14 protein-coding genes are annotated in these 17,469 nt (G+C 46.8%); 5 read left to right on the top strand and 9 right to left on the bottom strand.

Annotation, left to right across the window (positions count from 1 at the left end):
* Positions 1-172 precede the first annotated feature (172 nt).
* Both SG35_RS05855 and SG35_RS05850 read right to left on the bottom strand, forming a co-directional pair.
* A complete protein-coding gene (locus tag SG35_RS05855) occupies positions 173-1,165 on the bottom strand; it encodes a transposase (RefSeq protein ID WP_044832228.1) in 993 nt (330 codons plus the stop codon).
* Between the two features lie 255 nt (positions 1,166-1,420).
* Positions 1,421-2,185, bottom strand: a complete 765-nt coding sequence (locus SG35_RS05850) for a substrate-binding periplasmic protein (protein ID WP_152646565.1) — start codon at positions 2,183-2,185, stop codon at positions 1,421-1,423.
* Between the two features lie 350 nt (positions 2,186-2,535).
* On the opposite strand from SG35_RS05850, the gene SG35_RS05845 reads away from it, so the two are divergent.
* The 3 genes from SG35_RS05845 to SG35_RS05835 all read left to right on the top strand — a co-directional run bounded on the left by SG35_RS05845 (position 2,536) and on the right by SG35_RS05835 (position 5,561).
* Positions 2,536-2,997 (top strand): hypothetical protein, encoded by a 462-nt coding sequence (locus tag SG35_RS05845; RefSeq protein WP_044832227.1) that lies wholly within the window; start codon positions 2,536-2,538, stop codon positions 2,995-2,997.
* Positions 2,998-3,209: 212 nt separating this feature from the next.
* Positions 3,210-3,824, top strand: coding sequence for a hypothetical protein (locus tag SG35_RS05840; protein ID WP_044832226.1), 615 nt, complete (start codon positions 3,210-3,212; stop codon positions 3,822-3,824).
* A gap of 216 nt (positions 3,825-4,040) precedes the next feature.
* The gene (locus tag SG35_RS05835; protein ID WP_044832225.1) at positions 4,041-5,561 is read left to right on the top strand and encodes a methyl-accepting chemotaxis protein; all 1,521 of its coding nucleotides are present in this window, start codon (positions 4,041-4,043) and stop codon (positions 5,559-5,561) included.
* Positions 5,562-5,631: 70 nt separating this feature from the next.
* On the opposite strand, the gene SG35_RS05830 is transcribed toward SG35_RS05835, so the two are convergent.
* The 6 genes from SG35_RS05830 to SG35_RS05805 form a co-directional block, all read right to left on the bottom strand.
* Positions 5,632-6,189 (bottom strand): hypothetical protein, encoded by a 558-nt coding sequence (locus SG35_RS05830; protein WP_044832224.1) that lies wholly within the window; start codon positions 6,187-6,189, stop codon positions 5,632-5,634.
* 195 nt (positions 6,190-6,384) lie between these two features.
* Entirely contained in the window at positions 6,385-6,936 is a 552-nt protein-coding gene (locus SG35_RS05825; RefSeq protein ID WP_053042946.1) for a phosphoglycerate mutase family protein, read from the bottom strand.
* 239 nt (positions 6,937-7,175) lie between these two features.
* Positions 7,176-9,770, bottom strand: coding sequence for a PEP/pyruvate-binding domain-containing protein (locus tag SG35_RS05820; protein WP_084692657.1), 2,595 nt, complete (start codon positions 9,768-9,770; stop codon positions 7,176-7,178).
* Positions 9,771-10,240: 470 nt separating this feature from the next.
* Positions 10,241-10,711, bottom strand: a complete 471-nt coding sequence (locus SG35_RS05815; protein WP_044832222.1) for a thioredoxin family protein — start codon at positions 10,709-10,711, stop codon at positions 10,241-10,243.
* A 77-nt stretch (positions 10,712-10,788) separates the two neighbouring features.
* Positions 10,789-11,922 (bottom strand): bifunctional chorismate mutase/prephenate dehydrogenase, encoded by a 1,134-nt coding sequence (gene tyrA, locus SG35_RS05810; RefSeq protein ID WP_044832221.1) that lies wholly within the window; start codon positions 11,920-11,922, stop codon positions 10,789-10,791.
* 41 nt (positions 11,923-11,963) lie between these two features.
* Positions 11,964-13,049, bottom strand: a complete 1,086-nt coding sequence (locus SG35_RS05805) for a 3-deoxy-7-phosphoheptulonate synthase (RefSeq protein WP_044832220.1) — start codon at positions 13,047-13,049, stop codon at positions 11,964-11,966.
* A 405-nt stretch (positions 13,050-13,454) separates the two neighbouring features.
* Between SG35_RS05805 and SG35_RS05800 the strand changes: the two genes are divergently transcribed.
* Positions 13,455-14,891, top strand: coding sequence for a GGDEF domain-containing protein (locus tag SG35_RS05800; RefSeq protein ID WP_044832219.1), 1,437 nt, complete (start codon positions 13,455-13,457; stop codon positions 14,889-14,891).
* A gap of 86 nt (positions 14,892-14,977) precedes the next feature.
* Here SG35_RS05800 and SG35_RS05795 read toward each other — a convergent pair whose 3' ends face one another.
* Positions 14,978-15,817, bottom strand: coding sequence for a hypothetical protein (locus tag SG35_RS05795; protein WP_044832218.1), 840 nt, complete (start codon positions 15,815-15,817; stop codon positions 14,978-14,980).
* Between the two features lie 704 nt (positions 15,818-16,521).
* Here SG35_RS05795 and SG35_RS05790 point away from each other — a divergent pair.
* Complete coding sequence (locus SG35_RS05790; RefSeq protein ID WP_044832217.1) at positions 16,522-17,334, top strand: ABC transporter permease; 813 nt, start codon at positions 16,522-16,524, stop codon at positions 17,332-17,334.
* The last annotated feature ends 135 nt before the right edge of the window (positions 17,335-17,469 follow it).

Raw genomic sequence — 17,469 nt, 5'->3', positions numbered from 1 at the left:
GTAAGTTCGTTTTGGTTAGCTGTCTCCGGGTGTTGTAGCACTCGGGGATAGCGCCTGATTTTCAATTCACAACGGCTTTTAAGTACCTCCTTTGGTAAGAGATCACCTGTTAATTCATAGACTAAAATGCTGGATAAATCAACAACACTGGATGCGTTATCAGCCTATATAGCTATTCAGTATAAAGGTGCAGCGATTGATGGGTAGCGCACCATTTTCTCTGTGTTTTCCCCGCCCAGCGGCTTAGTTTTTCAGGGCTACCGGCGGCGCTGATAAAGTGGCGGTTAAAATCTTTAATGACGTCCAGCCAGTCTTGTTCATTAATGTTTAAACGGGTAAATAAAGACTTGATATCAGGCGGGATAAAACCGCGTTTATCTTCCCTGACACAGCGCCCGGTATATTCCACCAGATTTAAATAATCAAAGAGTTTAAAAGGCAAGCCCGGACTTGGTTTGCCATGGGGTTTATACCCGGTAAAGGGTAATATTTTAGCAGGCTGTAACTGTTGAGCCTTTTTTGCACCTGCCAGTGCTTTTATCCGCTGCTGGATACTGGTGAAATCCGACTCCTCCGGGGTCTGTGCTATCGCCGCCCGTACGGGATTCAAATCAACATAGGCCATACAGGCCAGCAAGGCAGTATCATCGAGCAAAGCCTGAGACTTAAAACGTCCTTCCCAGAAGCGGCCTTTACAGTTATCTTCCTTATTCGCCTGCACCGCGATATGTTCATTTAAACAACGCATAAACCAGCCCAGTTCAAATAAGCGATTACGCCATTTTTCAATAAGCTCGAGCGCCTTATCTTTTTCCGCTTGCGTGGTTTTAACATCTGACAAATACCGGTCAACCAGAGGGTGACCTTTGAACAGCTGCATCCAGCGCAAAGCCACTTCACGGCACTGCCACTGCGCCGCTTCCTCTTGATTCACCCTAAGCACTAAATGATAGTGATTACTCATGATGGCATAGGCACAGATATCAATGGCAAAGACCGAAGCCAACTGGGCTATTTTATCCACCAACCATTGTTTTCGGTGGTCAAAATTCTGCCCGGTACTATTATCCTCACCACACAAAAACGCCCTACGAACACAGCGGCAAATGCAGTGATAGTAAGGCGTTTCTTCTAAACAAACTTGATGCATACGGGCACGGGTCATGGCTTTAACCTCCGAGTTAAAAACTCTTAAATTAAAGCCTAGACTACGATTTTCCTTAAATCCAATTTAGGGGTGTCCCCTTTTGTTCCTTTGTTCCTTTGTTCCTACGATTTTCCTTAAATCCAATTTAGGGGTGTCCCCTTTTGTTCCTTTAGGGGTGTCCCCTTTTGTTTTTCCCCTTTTGTTTTTTTAGGGGTGTCCCCTTTTGTTTTTAACAACACCCGGTAACAGATAATTGACAGCAATCACCGGACTTTAATTAGCCTTAATTTTCACCGACTGAAAATAACCATTCATGATCTTTTCCACATCTACCTTAGCCAATCCCTGGTTGTAAATACTTAGCCAGCGGGAGGTGTGTCCATGTTTATTAAAAGCCACATATAACTTTTTGTGTGCCAAAAGTTTCTTATTAATTTGCAGCCGCTCTTTAAGGGCTGCATTTTGCTCTTGCTGCCTGAGTAAATAATGAAAAACATTGACGTCAATAATCGCGCCGTCAATACGACCGGCATTGACTTTTTTGATATTAAGCTCATCTGAAACCGCCGCCTGTACAGCTAAAATTCCCTTGGCAATTAACAGATCTATCTCTGAGGTATTCACATAATCCTGCACCACCCCAAGCTGATACTTTTGCAGATCTTCCACCTTCGACCAGTTAAGGGGAGCACGGCTTTTTTCCATTAACCCTAAAGGCCCTTGCCCCATGGCATCGGAAAACTCAAACAAACTGGTCATATAACGATATTCGGGGAAATAACCGGCATATTTAGCATTGGGATCTGCCGCAAGCTTTACCGCCCGGCTCCAGGGGTAAAAATCCACCACCAACTCATGCCCCATGGCTTTAAAAGCGGCGCGGGCAACAGCAACCGATGCTCCCTGCTGCTTTAACTGCTCTCCCGCATAGGGAGGCCAGGATAAAGACGCAAGATAAACGGTATCTGCCAGCACCTGTCCTGGGAGCAATAACAAAAGAAACACTACTGCTTTAATCCCGGATATGAGTTTTTTCATACTTTTATTGCGGCACAAACAGATAAAAACATCCCTTTAACTACATAAATCTGCTTTGAGCTTACCATATCCGGTGAAAGTTTAAAAAACCCTATTTTAACCACATTCAAACAAATGTTTTTTAATAGAATCACCCGGTTTTCATCATCTTCTCCACAGGTGAAAAACAAGAAAACCGCCAATAAAACACCACTACAAGACATTGTTTAAATTACAGTTATTCATCCAAAAAATTATTGGCATCACTTATGCAGAATCAGTATCAAACAGGGTTTAAGTCAAAAGTTTGGCAACCCGCAAATTAACAAGCTTTAGCCTTCATTGCTGGCATAACGAAAGAGATATTGATTATGAAAAACTTAACTTCATTGCTGTTATTAATAGCCTTAACCAGCCTGAGTCATTTAAGTTATGCTAAAGCACCTCAGTGGGCACAAAACTCTTCGGCAAATGCCATCACCTTTGCGGTAGCAAAAACCGCTGAGCCAAACATAGAAAGAATTCCCGGCGTGATCCAGTTAACGCCATTACCCAGAAGGCAGCCGGGCTGGGCAAATGCCAATGATACTTTTGCCCCGGCTTATGAAGGCAAATCAACTTATGTCAGAACCTTAGGGCACACCTATAAAAGACGTACACCCGGCCAGTTAAGAACCCGTCTTGCCAGCAATTATGGTTATAGCGCAACAGTCACCCGTGTTCCGGCCCAGTACCTGGCGCAAAACACTCAAGTAAAACGTTATACCCGGGTATTTAGACAAACCCTGGGACACAAGTTTTATCAGCCGCAGTTAATCGCCGGTCAGCTGTAAACCAGAAACAAAGCTATAGCAATCTCTCTTTCATTCACACTTTAAGGCTCCTTTAAAACGGGAGCTTTTTTTTGCCGGTAACTAAGTCAGGTTAAGCAAATTAAAAGCACAATTTAAAGACAATTCTTCCTATCCCGCCTTTATCACTTGTATTGTTAAATATCGGTAGTAATCTTAATAACCATACTAATAATAAATCAGGGTGATCGGCAATGAACTCCAGCTCCTCTTTTTATGGCATGCTTTATAGCATAACCACGCTTATGTGTGCTTTGCTGCCGCTCAACACCGCCACGGCTAATGGTTTTGAGATCACTCCTTATATCGGCCAGATGTACAGCACAGATATCCACGGCAGTGACGGCTCCACAGAACTTTCCGTATCCGACGATCCCCACCTTGGTTTTGCCATCGCCTGGCAGGCAAGCAACCAGGGACAGGGGCAAGTGCTCATTAATGCCGTCAATCATGACTTTACCAGTGATATCGATCAGCAAAAATACAGCATAGATATTATTTATGCCCATTTCAGCGGCGTTGCCCAGTTTAAACAACAAAATTACAGCACCAGCGTTGCCTTAGGCGTCGGCGGTGCTTATTTCGATGCCGACAACGGCAGCAGCCTCTATCCTTCCATTACTACGGCCATCGGCACCCGCTATGAAATATCCAAAAACTTAGCCCTGGTGACCGAATTACGCCTGTATGCCAGTTTAACCGATGAAGATGATGATATCCTTTGTCAGTCAGATACCTGTATCGCCAGTTTTGACGGCGCCCTATGGCTCGACAGTGCCATATCCTTCGGCATCGCCTATCGTTTTTGATGACCGGTTAAAGCAGAAAACCCGAACAAAAAGCGAAAAGGAAAAACCACTAAAGGCTTGAACTGATGACAATTTAAGCGAGTTTTGTCTTGGTCAGCTACCCGTTTTCATTTATTATCATTTTGTCTGACCATTATTAGAACAAGATCAAGACATCACATAACCCTATAAAATATAATGTTATAGATTTTTTCCTCCAGCAATATGAAATGAACTATGCCGAAAACAAGTGACCAACAGCTGATATCTGTGACCGACATCAATAATAAATACCGGTATGCCAATGAAGATTATTGTCGCCTCAGTGGTTATTCTCAGGATGAATTACTGGAAATGGACAGCCACAGCATGACCCATCCCCGTATGCCGAAACAGGTATTGGATGATCTAAAATCTACCCTGGCCCGGGGATTCTCCTGGCGGGGGGTGTTAAGGGTACAAAGCAAGCAAGGTGATGATCTCTGGCTCGACACTTTCATTACCCCGCAATACGAAGGGGGCCAAATCACCGGCTACCAATCGGTCAGCCACCAGGCCAACGAGCGCTTGATCAAAAAAACCGCCAGAATTTATAAAGGCATCAACAAGGAGCAGTTTTGGGCAACCTTCGAGCTGACGAAAAATCATAAATTCAGCTTTTTAGTACTGCTGACCCTGCTGGCCCAACTTTATATCGTCACCCAAATCGGCTGGTTAACGGCTTTTATCGCCGCTTTCAGTGCCATGGCGCCCATTGTCATTTTTTGGCACGACATTATCCCCACCGCCCAGCGCGCCCAGAAAATGCAGAATATGTATGACTCCGTCTCGCGTAAAATCTATTTCGGCCGGGGTACCGCCAGCGTTTTTGATTTTAACTTCTCGATGATCAAGGCGAAATTAAAGGCGATTTTAGAGCGTATGCTAGATACCGCCAAGCCGATCAAACAGGTAATGAGTAATGTTATCAACGGGGTAGAACTCACCCGGGAAAACCTGGAACAGCAAAAGGCGGAAATCCAGCACCTGGGCGTTGCCATGAACCAGATGCAGGCCTCCACCAATGAGATTGCCGGCAATACCGTGACCGCCGCTGCCGATCTCGACAATACCTTTAACCAGTGCCAGGAAGCTCAGGACGGCATCAATAACACCACGGATAAAATTAAACATTTGGCCAAAGAGGTCGAGAATGCTTCTGCCTCTGCCGATACCTTAACCGAGTCCGCCAATAATGTCGGCGCACTGATGGATGATATCCAGTCTATCGCCGATCAAACCAATTTACTGGCGCTTAATGCCGCCATCGAAGCGGCGCGTGCCGGCGAACATGGCCGCGGTTTTGCCGTGGTTGCCGACGAAGTCAGAAGTTTGTCATCCCGTACCCAGGACTCCGCCAAAGAAATACACCAGCGGTTAACCGCCATGCTGGACATCATAGCGCAATGGGTAGAACTGATGAACAAGAACAAGGAAGAAGCCGAACACTGTGTGGAAACCGCCGAATTGTCCAACCAAAAAATAGAACTGGTGGTGGAAAAAGTCGAAAACATTTCCCAGCTGGCGACCCAGATAGCCACCGCCGCCGAGCAGCAATCCCAGGTTTCGGTTGAAATCAATACCCATATCGAGCAGATTCACGCCTCCACAGATAAAACCTGGACCCAGACGGATGTGGTCACAGAGCAGATGTCGGCACTGCAAAGCAGTGTGGATGAAATTGCCAACCTGGCCAATACCTTTGTACCGAACAAGTAAGTGAAAGTAAACCCTGAAGGGGATATCTATTTATCCCCTTTTATACCTACAAATTAAGACTAAAAGAAAACTAGCCGCGCATCGAAACAAGACTGCCTCTTCGTTTTTTCTGAACAGAATCTTCCCAGCTCACCTGGCCGGTTTGGACGTCAAGAGCAACTCCCGAATGGCCGACATAGACCTTTTTATGGAGCTGCATTTCCTGCGTCATCATCATTTCGAATTTATCTGTTTTCGGATAATTATCGTTAACATCAAACCAGGGGTTATCATTTAACGCTCCCTTGATGGCATCTATCATCTTTTTGGTATGGGCCATGGTCATTGCCCCATGTTCACTTTTAGGCTGAAGAGATACCCCGCCAAAAACCCAGGCTTTAAAATAACCGGGACCTATCGGGCAAATGGTTCTCATGATTTCAAGGGTATCCTCACGCACCTGCGCCGGGCGCATCGAGCCGGAAAAGTGCGCTACCATGCCTGTGGAGTGTTTAGGCTCCCATAACACTAAGCCCGCACAAGAGCCAAAAGAGCCCGAAGATAAGGTACCGAGATTCGTTGCCGTCACCCAGGTACATTCAGTTTCATGGCTGTATTCAGCCACGGTTCCATGTAATTGTCTTGCCATAACATACACTCCTTCGCCAAAATTATTTTTATTGGTACCGGACTCGCCGTTATCCCACAGCTCAAGGTATCACGGCCTGTCAGTCACTTAATGAAAGCACTGGCAACCAGTAACTGCCAATATAACCTGAAAACAAACATAGTCACAAGTAAGGTTATTCATAACCTTACTCTATTAGTCCTTTAAAAACAGCTACTAACCATTGCTGCTTAATACTTCCAGCACAGGTTTGCCCTGATTAAAGCTCACGGCAAACAACTGGCCAAATTCCTCTTCCGATAAAATAATGCTCGGCTGGTGCTTAAAGGTATAACCGCCGACTTTGACTTCAAACATAATACCAAGCGCCTGCAACATATTAGGCACGGTATTGGAGTGCCCGGAAACCACCAGGGTTTGTTTGCAATAATCATTTTTTAGCTGCTCGACAAACTCCCGCCCCTTACGCGGATCATATTCGGTGATCTCCAGATTTTTCGCCTTGCCTAACGGCATCAGGGTTTGTTGCGTACGCTTATAAGGCGTCGCCAGCAGGTGGTCCACCTTAATATTTTCAAACATCTCGGCAATACGTTTGGCGCGGGCCTGGCCTTTAGCCGACAAATCGGGATCCCGGTTGCCTTGCTCGATCAGTTTTTCCGCGTGTCGGGTCAGATAAATTTTTTCCGGCAGGCAAGTCGCCATGGCCGTTTGTGCTGCACCGAGAAATAAACAAGCCGTTAACAGGCTTTGCTTGAATGTCTTCATCAATATTGTCCTTTTGATATTATTTCCCCGCCCGGACGTGCACCGCCGGTGACGGGAATGAATGTTTTATTGCTTTTTACAACGCTGAAAAGCTCTTCATAAATAAAGGGGTCCTGCACTGAGTCAGAACCCCTTTTCGATAACCAGAAAGTTATCAAGAAAGCCCCTTGCCTGCAAACCACTTAGCAGCAGTTCAACAAACTATTACACTTTCTTTTCATACCTTCCTTAAAGAAAGACTAATCAATCCAAGGCCTTGCCTGTTTGATTTCCAAATGGCCGCGGGAGCCGTCATCTGTGGCGGTGATCTTAAATTCGATATCCATGGCAAAACTGCGATCCCCTTCATAGACAGGCTTGAAATGCGCCTGTATCGCCTGCATCGCACGTCTTAATTGCACCGTCTCTTCTGCGGTAAGTACATTTTCTGTCGTCACCGGCTGGTCGTACACGGTTTCGACATTGGAGTGGCGGATATATTGCTGCGCCCACCACCAGTGGTCCGGATTATAAGGATCGTCGCCGGCTAACAGGTGCGCCAGTAAGAACTCATCCGGTACCGAGCTCACTTCCCCTTCGGAGGTAATAATAGGCTCAGGATTGGTAACAGAAATCTCACCATACTGGACATTAACGTAATAACCTTCCCAGTTGGCATCATAGATATTTTTGGTCACGCCGACGCCGTTCGCCTGTTCATCGCCGTAACTCTCGTGTACCAGCACCCCCATATAGGTTTTAAAGTGGTCGATACGGTAGAAACGGCGCTCTTCAAAAGCCCTGTGGGTCCATAAACTGGCCCAGACTTTTTTCACCGAATCGGCAATATCCCCTTCATCGGGTTTATGGGTATTGGACTCGTACAAACCGGCGCCGTTAAAGCCGGCCAAATCTTCATTATTGGTACTGGAGCGCAGGCGGATATTTTTGCTGAACGGGGCTCCCTGTGGATCCCAGAATAAACGCATGGCTTCAAGCTTTTCATGCATTTGCGCCGTCACTTCACCTTTTTTAACTTCTTTACGGAAGTCATCTAACTTGGCATCGCGTACATCCGGACTCGCCTGGAAAGCTTCATCCGCCATGATATCTTCAATTTGCTGATAATAAGAGCGCTCAACAAAATAATCTTCCGGTAAGTCCTGGGTTTGCGTAATGGCAAGCTTGGCTTCTACCTGCCATAAGGCCAGGACAAAAACTTCCAGCTCAAAATCGCTATTACCAGAAAGGGTAACGGTTTTCTTATCATTTTCCCGCAGGTAATTAACCGTCAGCTCCCGGTATTCGCTGCTGCCGGAAGCACTTAATACTGCATCCGTGAACGGCAGGGGATTAAGCAACCAGCGGTCATTGGTAACATCGCGCATAAACAATACCAGGCCGTTGGCATTCTCCAGCACCAGCTCCATATCCTGGCTGCCGGCGGCCAGGGTGATTGGCTCTGCCTGGTTAAGCAGGGAAACCGATAAGGCAGTGCTGTCGGTATTTCTCACTGTAGTGGCACGGTCTTCATCACACAGGGCGCGGTACTTGCCGTCTGGCACCAGGTTACCGAAATCATCCTCTTCCAGCTCCTGGCAACGGGGCAGACTCATATAGTCGTTATACATGGAAAACGGCACCGCATAACCGCGGGGCACCATTTGATGGCCATATTCACTTTCCAGGTCCTTCAGTGCTTTGGCCAACTCGGCGACATTCGCCGCTTTCGCGCCAAAACGAACCCAGTCGCCGTTGCCGAGATCACTTAATAAAGCCGGCTCGGTTACCGTCAAATCCGATAGCGGCGTTTGCGGATCCGGACGTACCGATTCCAGCCAGCTGTCTACCTCATCCTGGGTCGCGGCGGTTAAAACTATGCCGTCCCCGGTCACTTCATACTTCACCAGCTCGCCGATGAGCGGCGCTACCTGGGGATCATTGACCGCATCGCGCATATAGGCATTCGGGGTATTGTTTTGCTTGGCTTTAAGGTTGATATGAGACAAAGGGGTTTGCGGGGAGTCGGTGATGATCCCGGCAACATGGGCCAGGTCATTGGGGATATAGGTATAAATCACCACATCACTGACAGAGGGAACCGGATCCCCGGGATTAATCACACGCAAGCGGCCGTAACCCTGGCCCTGGTTGAGGATAGAAAAATCAATATTGGCAAACAGCTGTTCGCTTTTGATCACTGGCACCTCGGCCGATTCAAAAAAGGCCAGGTTATTATTATAAATATCCAGCTGGACATCGCTGGCGGGATAGTAGCTGATCTGATCCTGTGCAAAAGTCATTTGCTCGGCGATCATTTTATAGGCTTTATCCGTTAACTGTGGCGTTACCGGATCTACCGGCCAGAATTGCACCGTATACAGACCGTCCACCCCTTCCGCAGAGCTGTAATGATCATGGGCCAGGATCGACCCCGCCAGATGCGCCCGGTTATCATGGAAATAGGTCGTTGAGTTAAACTCCGACAGCGTACCGCTATAACCTAAGCCTTCGGAAGCAAAGGCGTAATGGTAGGGGTAGCGCTCGGTATTAAAAAAATACAACTTAGGATTGTCGGTATTAACATCCATGATCAGGTATTTTACTTCGCGGATACTTTGTGCCCCGGGCTGATCGCTACGCGCCGCCAGGGCTTCAAAATCAGTGCGCGACACCAGGGTTTGGAAATAATCCGCCTCGCTTTGGTTGTCATTAAGCGTGGTGGTTATCGTATCCTGGTTTTGGGAAGTGATATTTTTTGAAAGCTTATCAAGGGAAGTAAAATTACTCCCCTGTGCTGCTGACATGATACCCGCACAAAGTAAGGGTAATGCCAGGTGAAGTCGTGACCTCATAATTAATTCCTTTTGCTTGGCTAAATTCACTACGACTGTTAAAACATTTAATGAAATGAGTTAAATACAGCTGGCTAAGGTGTACAGCAATTTTTGTTCGTTCAATAACAATAAAACTAAACAAGCAATTGATTTACAAACCTTAGCCGGAAGCCGTATTGTAAAAAAGTAAATATAAAGTTCAACAAAAGTTAACAATTAATCAATAAAAATTGTTTTTGATCGGGTTTCCGCGATTTTCCCGAGTCCAAAAAGTCCGCTCCGGCTTAATTTGTCTTAAAGCAAGAAACGGGCAATGTGTGATGATCTCAATTGGGATTAGCATAAGTTTGAGGGTAAACTCTTATCCGGCAGGAACTTTCCGCTTCCATCAAAAAGCTTACCGATAAGAGCAGGAAAGAAACCGGGCACGAAACCCCGGTTTTGACTCCGGTAAATTTTATGCCTTATCAGCGCTTATGCCAGCTCGGTTAGCCGGCGAGAAAAGCGCTGATATCTGCCACCAGACTGGTTTCGGGGCGCTCGACAATACGGCCAAGTTCCCGGCCGTCAAGGGTGATAACAAAGGTCGGGGTAAAGGCGATACCGGCATCGCTGGCCCTGCCTTCTGGCTCCGACTTATTGATATCTAAAGCGATCAGCTGTGAGCTAAGCTCCGGACGCAGCGCCAGTATTTTCAACATTTTCGGGACTTCCCGTTGGCTGTCATGGCACCAGGTACCAAAATAGGTGGTTACCTCAAGTTTGTCCGGCCAGCGTTTTACCTGTGCCAACTCTTGTTCACTTAATTCGACTTGCCGATATGCCTGACTAAAGTCGGCATACTGGGCCAAGAGCTCATCGGTATTGATAGCCCCGACCGCAACCTTACCGTCATGGGCACAAGCCACCAGGGTAAAGAGTAATAATGCAGATAAGGTAATAGTGCGAAAAATTTTCATATCGGACTTCCTGTGTAAATAACCCGGTGCTTGACCGGGCTATTTGCCTTGCTATCCGTTTTGATAACGCCGCCTGCCTAGTCTTTTTTTAATTCGTTAGCCTTTAATAACATAGATTTACTTTCCTGTAAAAAGACTTGTGCATAATCGCCAAACCAATCCGCCACCTGGTTAAACATAGTGACAAAGGCATCTTTATCCCCCATTTCTATGTCTTCGAGCAGCTCCAGGAACCGATAGGCAAAACGCTTCATCATGGAAACGTTATCCGGGTTGGCAAAAATAATGTCGCTGTAAAGCACAGGATCCTGGGCAAACAAGCGGCCGACCATGATCAGCTCCAAGCGGTAAATGGGTGAGCTCATCTCCACCAACTGGGCAATATCCGAGCCTTCGGTCATTAAATGATAACCGTAGGCTATGGTGGAAAAGTGTCGCATCACCTGTACCATAGACATCGCCTGATCATGGGCGCTGGCAGATACCGGGTAAATTTTCGCCCCCCAGACGGCAAACTGATCCAACAACCACTGATATTGCTCCGGGGACCGCCCTTCACAACTGATGATGGTTTGCTTTACCAGGGCAGTAACATCCGGGCCGAACATGGGATGTAGCCCGACCACAGGTCCGCTATGCACTTTTAGCATTTCATAAAGCGGCGATTCTTTAACACTGGTCACATCCGCTAAAATACAGGACTCGGGCAAGGCCCCCAGCTGCTGGATCACTGTGGTAGTCAAGCGGATAGGCACAGCCACCAGGACCACACCGGCGCCGGCGAAAATTTCTTCGCTGCGCCCCCAGTCTTCCTGCTCCATCACCGTCACCTGGTATTGTGAGCGGGTGAAGAGATCGACAAAAATACTGCCGAGCTGGCCTTTACCGCCGATCACCACCACCTTTTTACAGTCCGGGTTCACGCACTTATAACCGCTGGCATCCTGGCTGTTATAAGAGTCCCGCATCAGGCGGCGTAACACATCTTCAATCAGATCCGGGCACAGCCCCTGATCTTGCGCCTGACTGCGGCGCTCTTGCAATAAACTCGCTTCCCGATCCGGGGCATAGATGGGCATGCCCACCTGACTTTTCAGCTGGCCAACCTTAGTGGTGATACCACGGCGCTTAACCAGCAGGGCGACAATCTGGCTGTCGATATCATCGATATCGTCACGTAACGTCTTCAGTTGTTCTTGAAAATTTTCCATTATTAATGCAATAACCTTGCTAATAGCCTTATTAAATAATATTAAGCTTTAATACGGGTTCTAAGTACATCCGCCAGCTTAGTCTCGGCCAGCGCCATCAGTTTCTCGGTTTCTTTAAGATCGATACAGGCATCGGTTACCGAAACCCCGTATTCCAGCTGCTCCCTGGGCAAGTTCGCACTTTGGTTACCGGCTTTAAGGTTACTTTCGAGCATCAAGCCGATAATCGATTTATTGCCTTCGAGGATCTGGTTGAAAACATTATCGGCCACCAAAGGCTGACGGCGGTAATCTTTATTGGAATTGCCGTGGCTGCAGTCAACCACGATCCCCAGCTCCAGGCCGTGAGAGGATAATTCCTGCTCGCAAACGGCAACATTAACCGAGTCATAGTTAGGCTGCTTGCCGCCGCGTAAAATCACATGGCCGTCCGGGTTGCCGGAAGTTTTGATCAAGGCGACCTGTCCCTGACGGTTAATCCCCATAAAGCGGTGGGAAGAAGCGGCTGACTGCAAGGCATTAATCGCGACGTCTAAACTGCCGTTAGTACCGTTTTTAAAGCCGATCGGCATAGACAAACCACTGGCCATTTCCCTGTGGGTCTGGGATTCCGTGGTCCGGGCGCCAATCGCCGACCAGCTGAATAATTCCGCCAGGTACTGGGGACTGATGGGGTCTAAGGCTTCGGTTGCCAGCGGCAGTCCTAATTTGGTGAGGTAGATTAATAATTCACGTGCCTTTCTCAAGCCGCTTTCAACATCGAACGAGCCATCCATATGGGGGTCATTGATCAACCCCTTCCAGCCAACCGTAGTTCTTGGTTTTTCAAAATACACCCGCATCACGATATACAAAGAGTCTTGATATTTGTCATGCAGGGCTTTTAAATGACGGGCATATTCTTTTGCCGCTTCAACATCATGTACCGAGCAGGGGCCGCTGATCACCAACAGGCGGGAATCGCGTTTATGAATAATGTTAGAAATAACTTCTCGTGCGGCCATGACATACTCGCGCCCTTCATTATCAAGCGGCAACTCTGCTCTTAACGCCTCAGGCGTGATTAAGACTTCTTCAGCATTGACATGCACGTCATTTAAATGGGTTATATGGGTAGATTCAGCCATGGTAACTTCCGGTAAAAAAATAGATTAAATAGAATAAAGTGAACGGCTAAGCAGTAATCCCGGCCAATAGAGATTCAGTGATAATATCGAAAAAATAAGTGATTAATTTCCGTGTTTTTTATACCAAAAAACAAAACATCAAACCTTGTAAAGATAGCGTTACACAAATTGTAAGATATATATTACACCCTTTATCCTGCCCGGTATAGACTTTTTGCTGAAAAATTACCCTTTAATCAACAATAGCCGGGATTAACCAAAGATATGCTTGAATGAACTATAGTTAAGGGTACATGTACAAATAAGACCTATATGCAAATTAAACGGGCAAAGCCGCTTCTTTTGCTATTATTAGTGTTGATATTAACGGCTAGCAATAGCCATTAGCTTGTTTTTGGGTCTGTGATGATTAAAGCCGGTTCACATTTACCTATCCCCGAAAAAGACTATCTCACCATAGAGCAGCGTAAAATCGCTGACTGGTATCGCACCGCTTTTCAGCAAAGCAATATTTCATTATGGCTGGTCGACCTGGGTACCCTGCCGGGTAAGTTGGAAAAGTACAGCACCCGGGATATCCGCGATTACAATCACTATTTTGCCAACCACATCTTTGAATTACTGACCCTTGCCAGGCAACTAAAAGTCATTGACGTCAATATGCCGACCCTGGCTTTGTATGGTGACAAGGACAAAGGCACTTTCTTAAAAAAAATAACCAATAAACATAATAAAGATCAGCTGGAGGTATTAAAGAAGCTGGTGGTTGCCTTACTCGAACAGCGCCATTATTTTGAAACCGAAGCTACCGCCAGCCACCGCAACGGCCATCAATTTAAAGTGGTCATGAAAGCCATTATTCCGGAAAATGTCACCGATCATACCCGGATGATCATTTCCGTAACCAGCCTGGCCCACAGGAAAAAAGTATCGCAGGTATTATTTTCTGAGCAGGATATTTATCAAACCTTCCTTGACAATGCCCCGGTTTGTATTCATGAAATAGACCGGGATGGCCGTTTAACCGCCATGAATGATACCGGTTTAAAAATGTTACGCCTGAACGATGTCAGCCAGATCCTTGGCTGCCGTTATTTATCCCTGGTGACTGATGACGATAAACCCCGTATCGAATATTTAATGTTAAGGGCATTTAACGGTTACTCCTCTGAATTTGAGTTTCAGTTAAGATGCAATGGCGAGCTCAGGGTTTTTTCCTCCTGCTTTATTCCGGTGGAAGAAAATAAAGATACGGTCCATCATATTATCGGCATTACCCAGGATATAACCGAACGTAAGCACAGTGAAGAAGAGCTCTACCATCAGGCCAACTATGACCTGCTCACTAATCTGCCAAACCGCAGTCACTTTACCGACTCGGTCAGACACGCATTGACCCAGGCCAGACGGCGCCGCCATGGCCTGGCATTACTCTTTATCGATTTGGATAATTTCAAACCCATTAACGATACCTATGGCCACGCCATGGGGGACACGCTACTGCAACAGGTTTCCGCCACCATACAAAATACGCTGCGCAAGGAAGATTTAACCTGCCGCTTCGGCGGAGATGAATTTATCATTTTGCTGCCCAGCATAGCCAAACGTAATAATGCGGCGGTCGTCGCCGAAAAAGTCCTTCGTTGCATTCAACAGCCGATAAACCTCTCCAACCAGCAATTGTCAATTTCAGCCAGTATCGGCATCAGCACCTTCCCGGAAGACGGCGACAGCTATGAAACCTTAATGCCCCATGCCGATATGGCCATGTATAAAGTCAAAAATTTTGGCGGCAACAGTTACCAGTTTCACCAGGTAGAAAAAACCAACTTTAAAATGTAAGCCGCTAAGGCATACGCTACGACTCAGTACCCGGGCGCTTAACGGCTACAGCATAACCCCGCAGCGGGAGAATACAGCTGCTCTCCTCACTGACCAGACTGACCGACCCTGCTATCAACCGGGCCAGACTTGTCTTTCACCCGGGATATGGCCTGCGTTGCCTGGGAGGCGGCCAGCATACGGTTGATTTGCTTTATTTGTGTTGAAACCCGGATCAAATCACGACTGACCTGTTGATAATGCTCATCCTGCCTTGCCATTTCCTTGCTAAGCTCGGCTTTAAACATACCGCTTAAGTTAGCAATCGACCGGTTCAATACCCTTGTTTGCTTACTGAGCAAAGCCGTCATTTCCCTGTTATCCCGGATACCCTCGCCCGGGAGCCCTTGTTTGGGAACTATATGTCCGATAACATCAACACTGGCCGAGCTGACTTTATCCGATAAATAACCTTCACTCTCGCTGATAAGATCATCGATCTTATGGATTTGCTGCTCCATCTGGCTTACCAGACGTTTATTGGCATCTGCTACCACTTCGGCAAGCAACTCAACAACCTCTTTTTGCCGGATATCAAGGCGATTAAACTTTTCCATCAATTGGGAATTAACCGTTTCATGTTTGGATTTTGCATCCCCGGTCAGCAAATTAAAATGCCGCTCAAGGGAGTCCTGGTATTTAAGGGCATCCTGACGGGTTTGCTCTGTCTGCACTAAAGTGCTGACTTGCAGGTTGGCGCTAAAGGGCGCGGCAAACAAAACCCCTAAAGTCAATAAGGCAAAAGCTACCCGGGCGTATAAGTGTTTACTCATAAAAGTAAGAGCAAGACCGGCAATAAAAGTGCCGATCAAAGGTAAGATCACCATGATGCTTTCCATCATGGATAATTGGCTAAGCCCCTGAAAAAATGATGCAATGGTATCCATAAAACCTTCCTGGTCGTTAAAGTAACATCCTGTTTATTCCTACCCCTAACCTAGTACACAGGCACAAAAAAACAACCACCTTGACTGCCAGGGCCTAATTAACATCTCCGGCCCCCTAGCGGGTTACCTCAGAATAATCCATTAAAAATAAGTGTGTTATCCGCTAAATAGCTCAGTCCGGCCAGCTAACGGCCAAAAAGCAAAGCAATGGCCCCCGGTTATTTAACCCAAGGCATCAAGGATAAATCACCGGATAAAATATCCCGATAACTGACAAAAACAATCACAATTAACGGACAAGAAGCCATGGCTCGTTTATCGTAAATCACCGCTGTATTTTTTGACAGTTCAGAAAAATGGTCCAATGCCTGAAAACCGCAAAAAGTAAAACAATATTTGCTTGCCTTTATTCGAAAAAGCAGCGAACCTCAAACGCCCCCTAATGATCATTTATTCGCTTTATAGTGAGCATAACCAAACGAATATTTATATCTTCCGGGCAGCTCAGCACCTTGATGAGCAAACACCAAAACAAAGCGGGCTTGTACAGCTATTAGCATCAGGCTAATCGTTCAGGCGCAGGAATAAGCTAATAAACCATCAGAAAATCAATTATTTTTATCCAAATAAAGCTAACCGCCCTTAAAACAGGGTAAAATAAAAATATCTGTAAAATGAAGACACCCAGAGCCTGATTACTGACTATGCAATCAAGTCTTGACATCCACTGGTGGCAACTGGCCATTTTTATGCTAGTGCTGCTGGTCCCTTTAGCGGTTAACTTCAGGTTTTCCCTGGGACTAACCCGGGAAATAACCCTGGCGGTCGTGCGCATGAGCTTACAGCTGGTGCTGGTGGGCCTATACCTGCAGTTTTTATTTGAACTTAATAATCCGCTGCTAAACCTGATGTGGCTGATGGTCATGTTGCTGGTTGGCACCAGCGCCATCATCTCCAGTACCGCCCTGGAGGCTAAATACCTCTACCTGCCGGTACTTTGCGGCTTATTGCTGGGGTTAGTGCCGCTGTTGCTCTTGCTGTTGCTGGCCTTACTGCAACCTGTACCTGTCTATAACGCCCAATACCTGATCCCGCTGGCGGGCATGTTGCTGGGTAACAGTCTCAGCGGCAATATTGTTGCCCTGCAAAGGTTGTTTACCGCCTTTAAGGATAAAAACGATGAATATGAAGGGGCGCTGGCATTAGGAGCTACTCCGCCCCAGGCAAGCCTGCCTTTTGTCCAGTCGGCGATGCAGCAAGCCTTTGCCCCGATCTTGGCCTCTATGGCCACCACAGGTCTGGTCACCTTACCCGGCATGATGACCGGGCAAATATTAGGTGGAGTGGATCCTATTACTGCGATTAAATACCAGCTGGTGATCTTAGTCGCAATTTTTGTGATGCTGAGTATCTCGGTAACCACCAGCCTTTATCTTGGGATCCGCACTTCTATCACGCCGACCGGCCTGGTAAAGGCTAAGTTTAAAACACCGAAAGTAAAAAGGCAGAAAGCTTGATATTTCCGCTCTTTGACTCCCTGTCACCGCGCAATACCATACCTCCTGTATATAAGCGCTCTTGACTCCCTGTCACCGCGCAATACCATACCTCCTGTATATAAGCGCTCTTGACTCCCTGTCACCGCGCAATAC

The organism is Thalassomonas actiniarum (assembly GCF_000948975.2).
Taxonomy (GTDB): domain Bacteria; phylum Pseudomonadota; class Gammaproteobacteria; order Enterobacterales; family Alteromonadaceae; genus Thalassomonas; species Thalassomonas actiniarum.
Note: the sequence above shows the minus strand (reverse complement) of the source record. Positions and strands in the feature narration are given on the sequence as shown.

Excerpts from the sequence above, each read along its gene's own strand:
- SG35_RS05800 (WP_044832219.1), top strand. The coding sequence starts at position 13,455 with ATGATTAAAGCCGGTTCACATTTACCTATCCCCGAAAAAGACTATCTC.
- SG35_RS05815 (WP_044832222.1), bottom strand. The coding sequence starts at position 10,711 with ATGAAAATTTTTCGCACTATTACCTTATCTGCATTATTACTCTTTACC.
- SG35_RS05805 (WP_044832220.1), bottom strand. The coding sequence starts at position 13,049 with ATGGCTGAATCTACCCATATAACCCATTTAAATGACGTGCATGTCAAT.
- SG35_RS05835 (WP_044832225.1), top strand. The coding sequence starts at position 4,041 with ATGCCGAAAACAAGTGACCAACAGCTGATATCTGTGACCGACATCAAT.
- SG35_RS05820 (WP_084692657.1), bottom strand. The coding sequence starts at position 9,770 with ATGAGGTCACGACTTCACCTGGCATTACCCTTACTTTGTGCGGGTATC.
- SG35_RS05795 (WP_044832218.1), bottom strand. The coding sequence starts at position 15,817 with ATGGATACCATTGCATCATTTTTTCAGGGGCTTAGCCAATTATCCATG.
- SG35_RS05850 (WP_152646565.1), bottom strand. The coding sequence starts at position 2,185 with ATGAAAAAACTCATATCCGGGATTAAAGCAGTAGTGTTTCTTTTGTTA.
- SG35_RS05790 (WP_044832217.1), top strand. The coding sequence starts at position 16,522 with ATGCAATCAAGTCTTGACATCCACTGGTGGCAACTGGCCATTTTTATG.
- SG35_RS05845 (WP_044832227.1), top strand. The coding sequence starts at position 2,536 with ATGAAAAACTTAACTTCATTGCTGTTATTAATAGCCTTAACCAGCCTG.
- SG35_RS05840 (WP_044832226.1), top strand. The coding sequence starts at position 3,210 with ATGAACTCCAGCTCCTCTTTTTATGGCATGCTTTATAGCATAACCACG.
- SG35_RS05830 (WP_044832224.1), bottom strand. The coding sequence starts at position 6,189 with ATGGCAAGACAATTACATGGAACCGTGGCTGAATACAGCCATGAAACT.
- SG35_RS05855 (WP_044832228.1), bottom strand. The coding sequence starts at position 1,165 with ATGACCCGTGCCCGTATGCATCAAGTTTGTTTAGAAGAAACGCCTTAC.
- tyrA (WP_044832221.1), bottom strand. The coding sequence starts at position 11,922 with ATGGAAAATTTTCAAGAACAACTGAAGACGTTACGTGACGATATCGAT.
- SG35_RS05825 (WP_053042946.1), bottom strand. The coding sequence starts at position 6,936 with ATGAAGACATTCAAGCAAAGCCTGTTAACGGCTTGTTTATTTCTCGGT.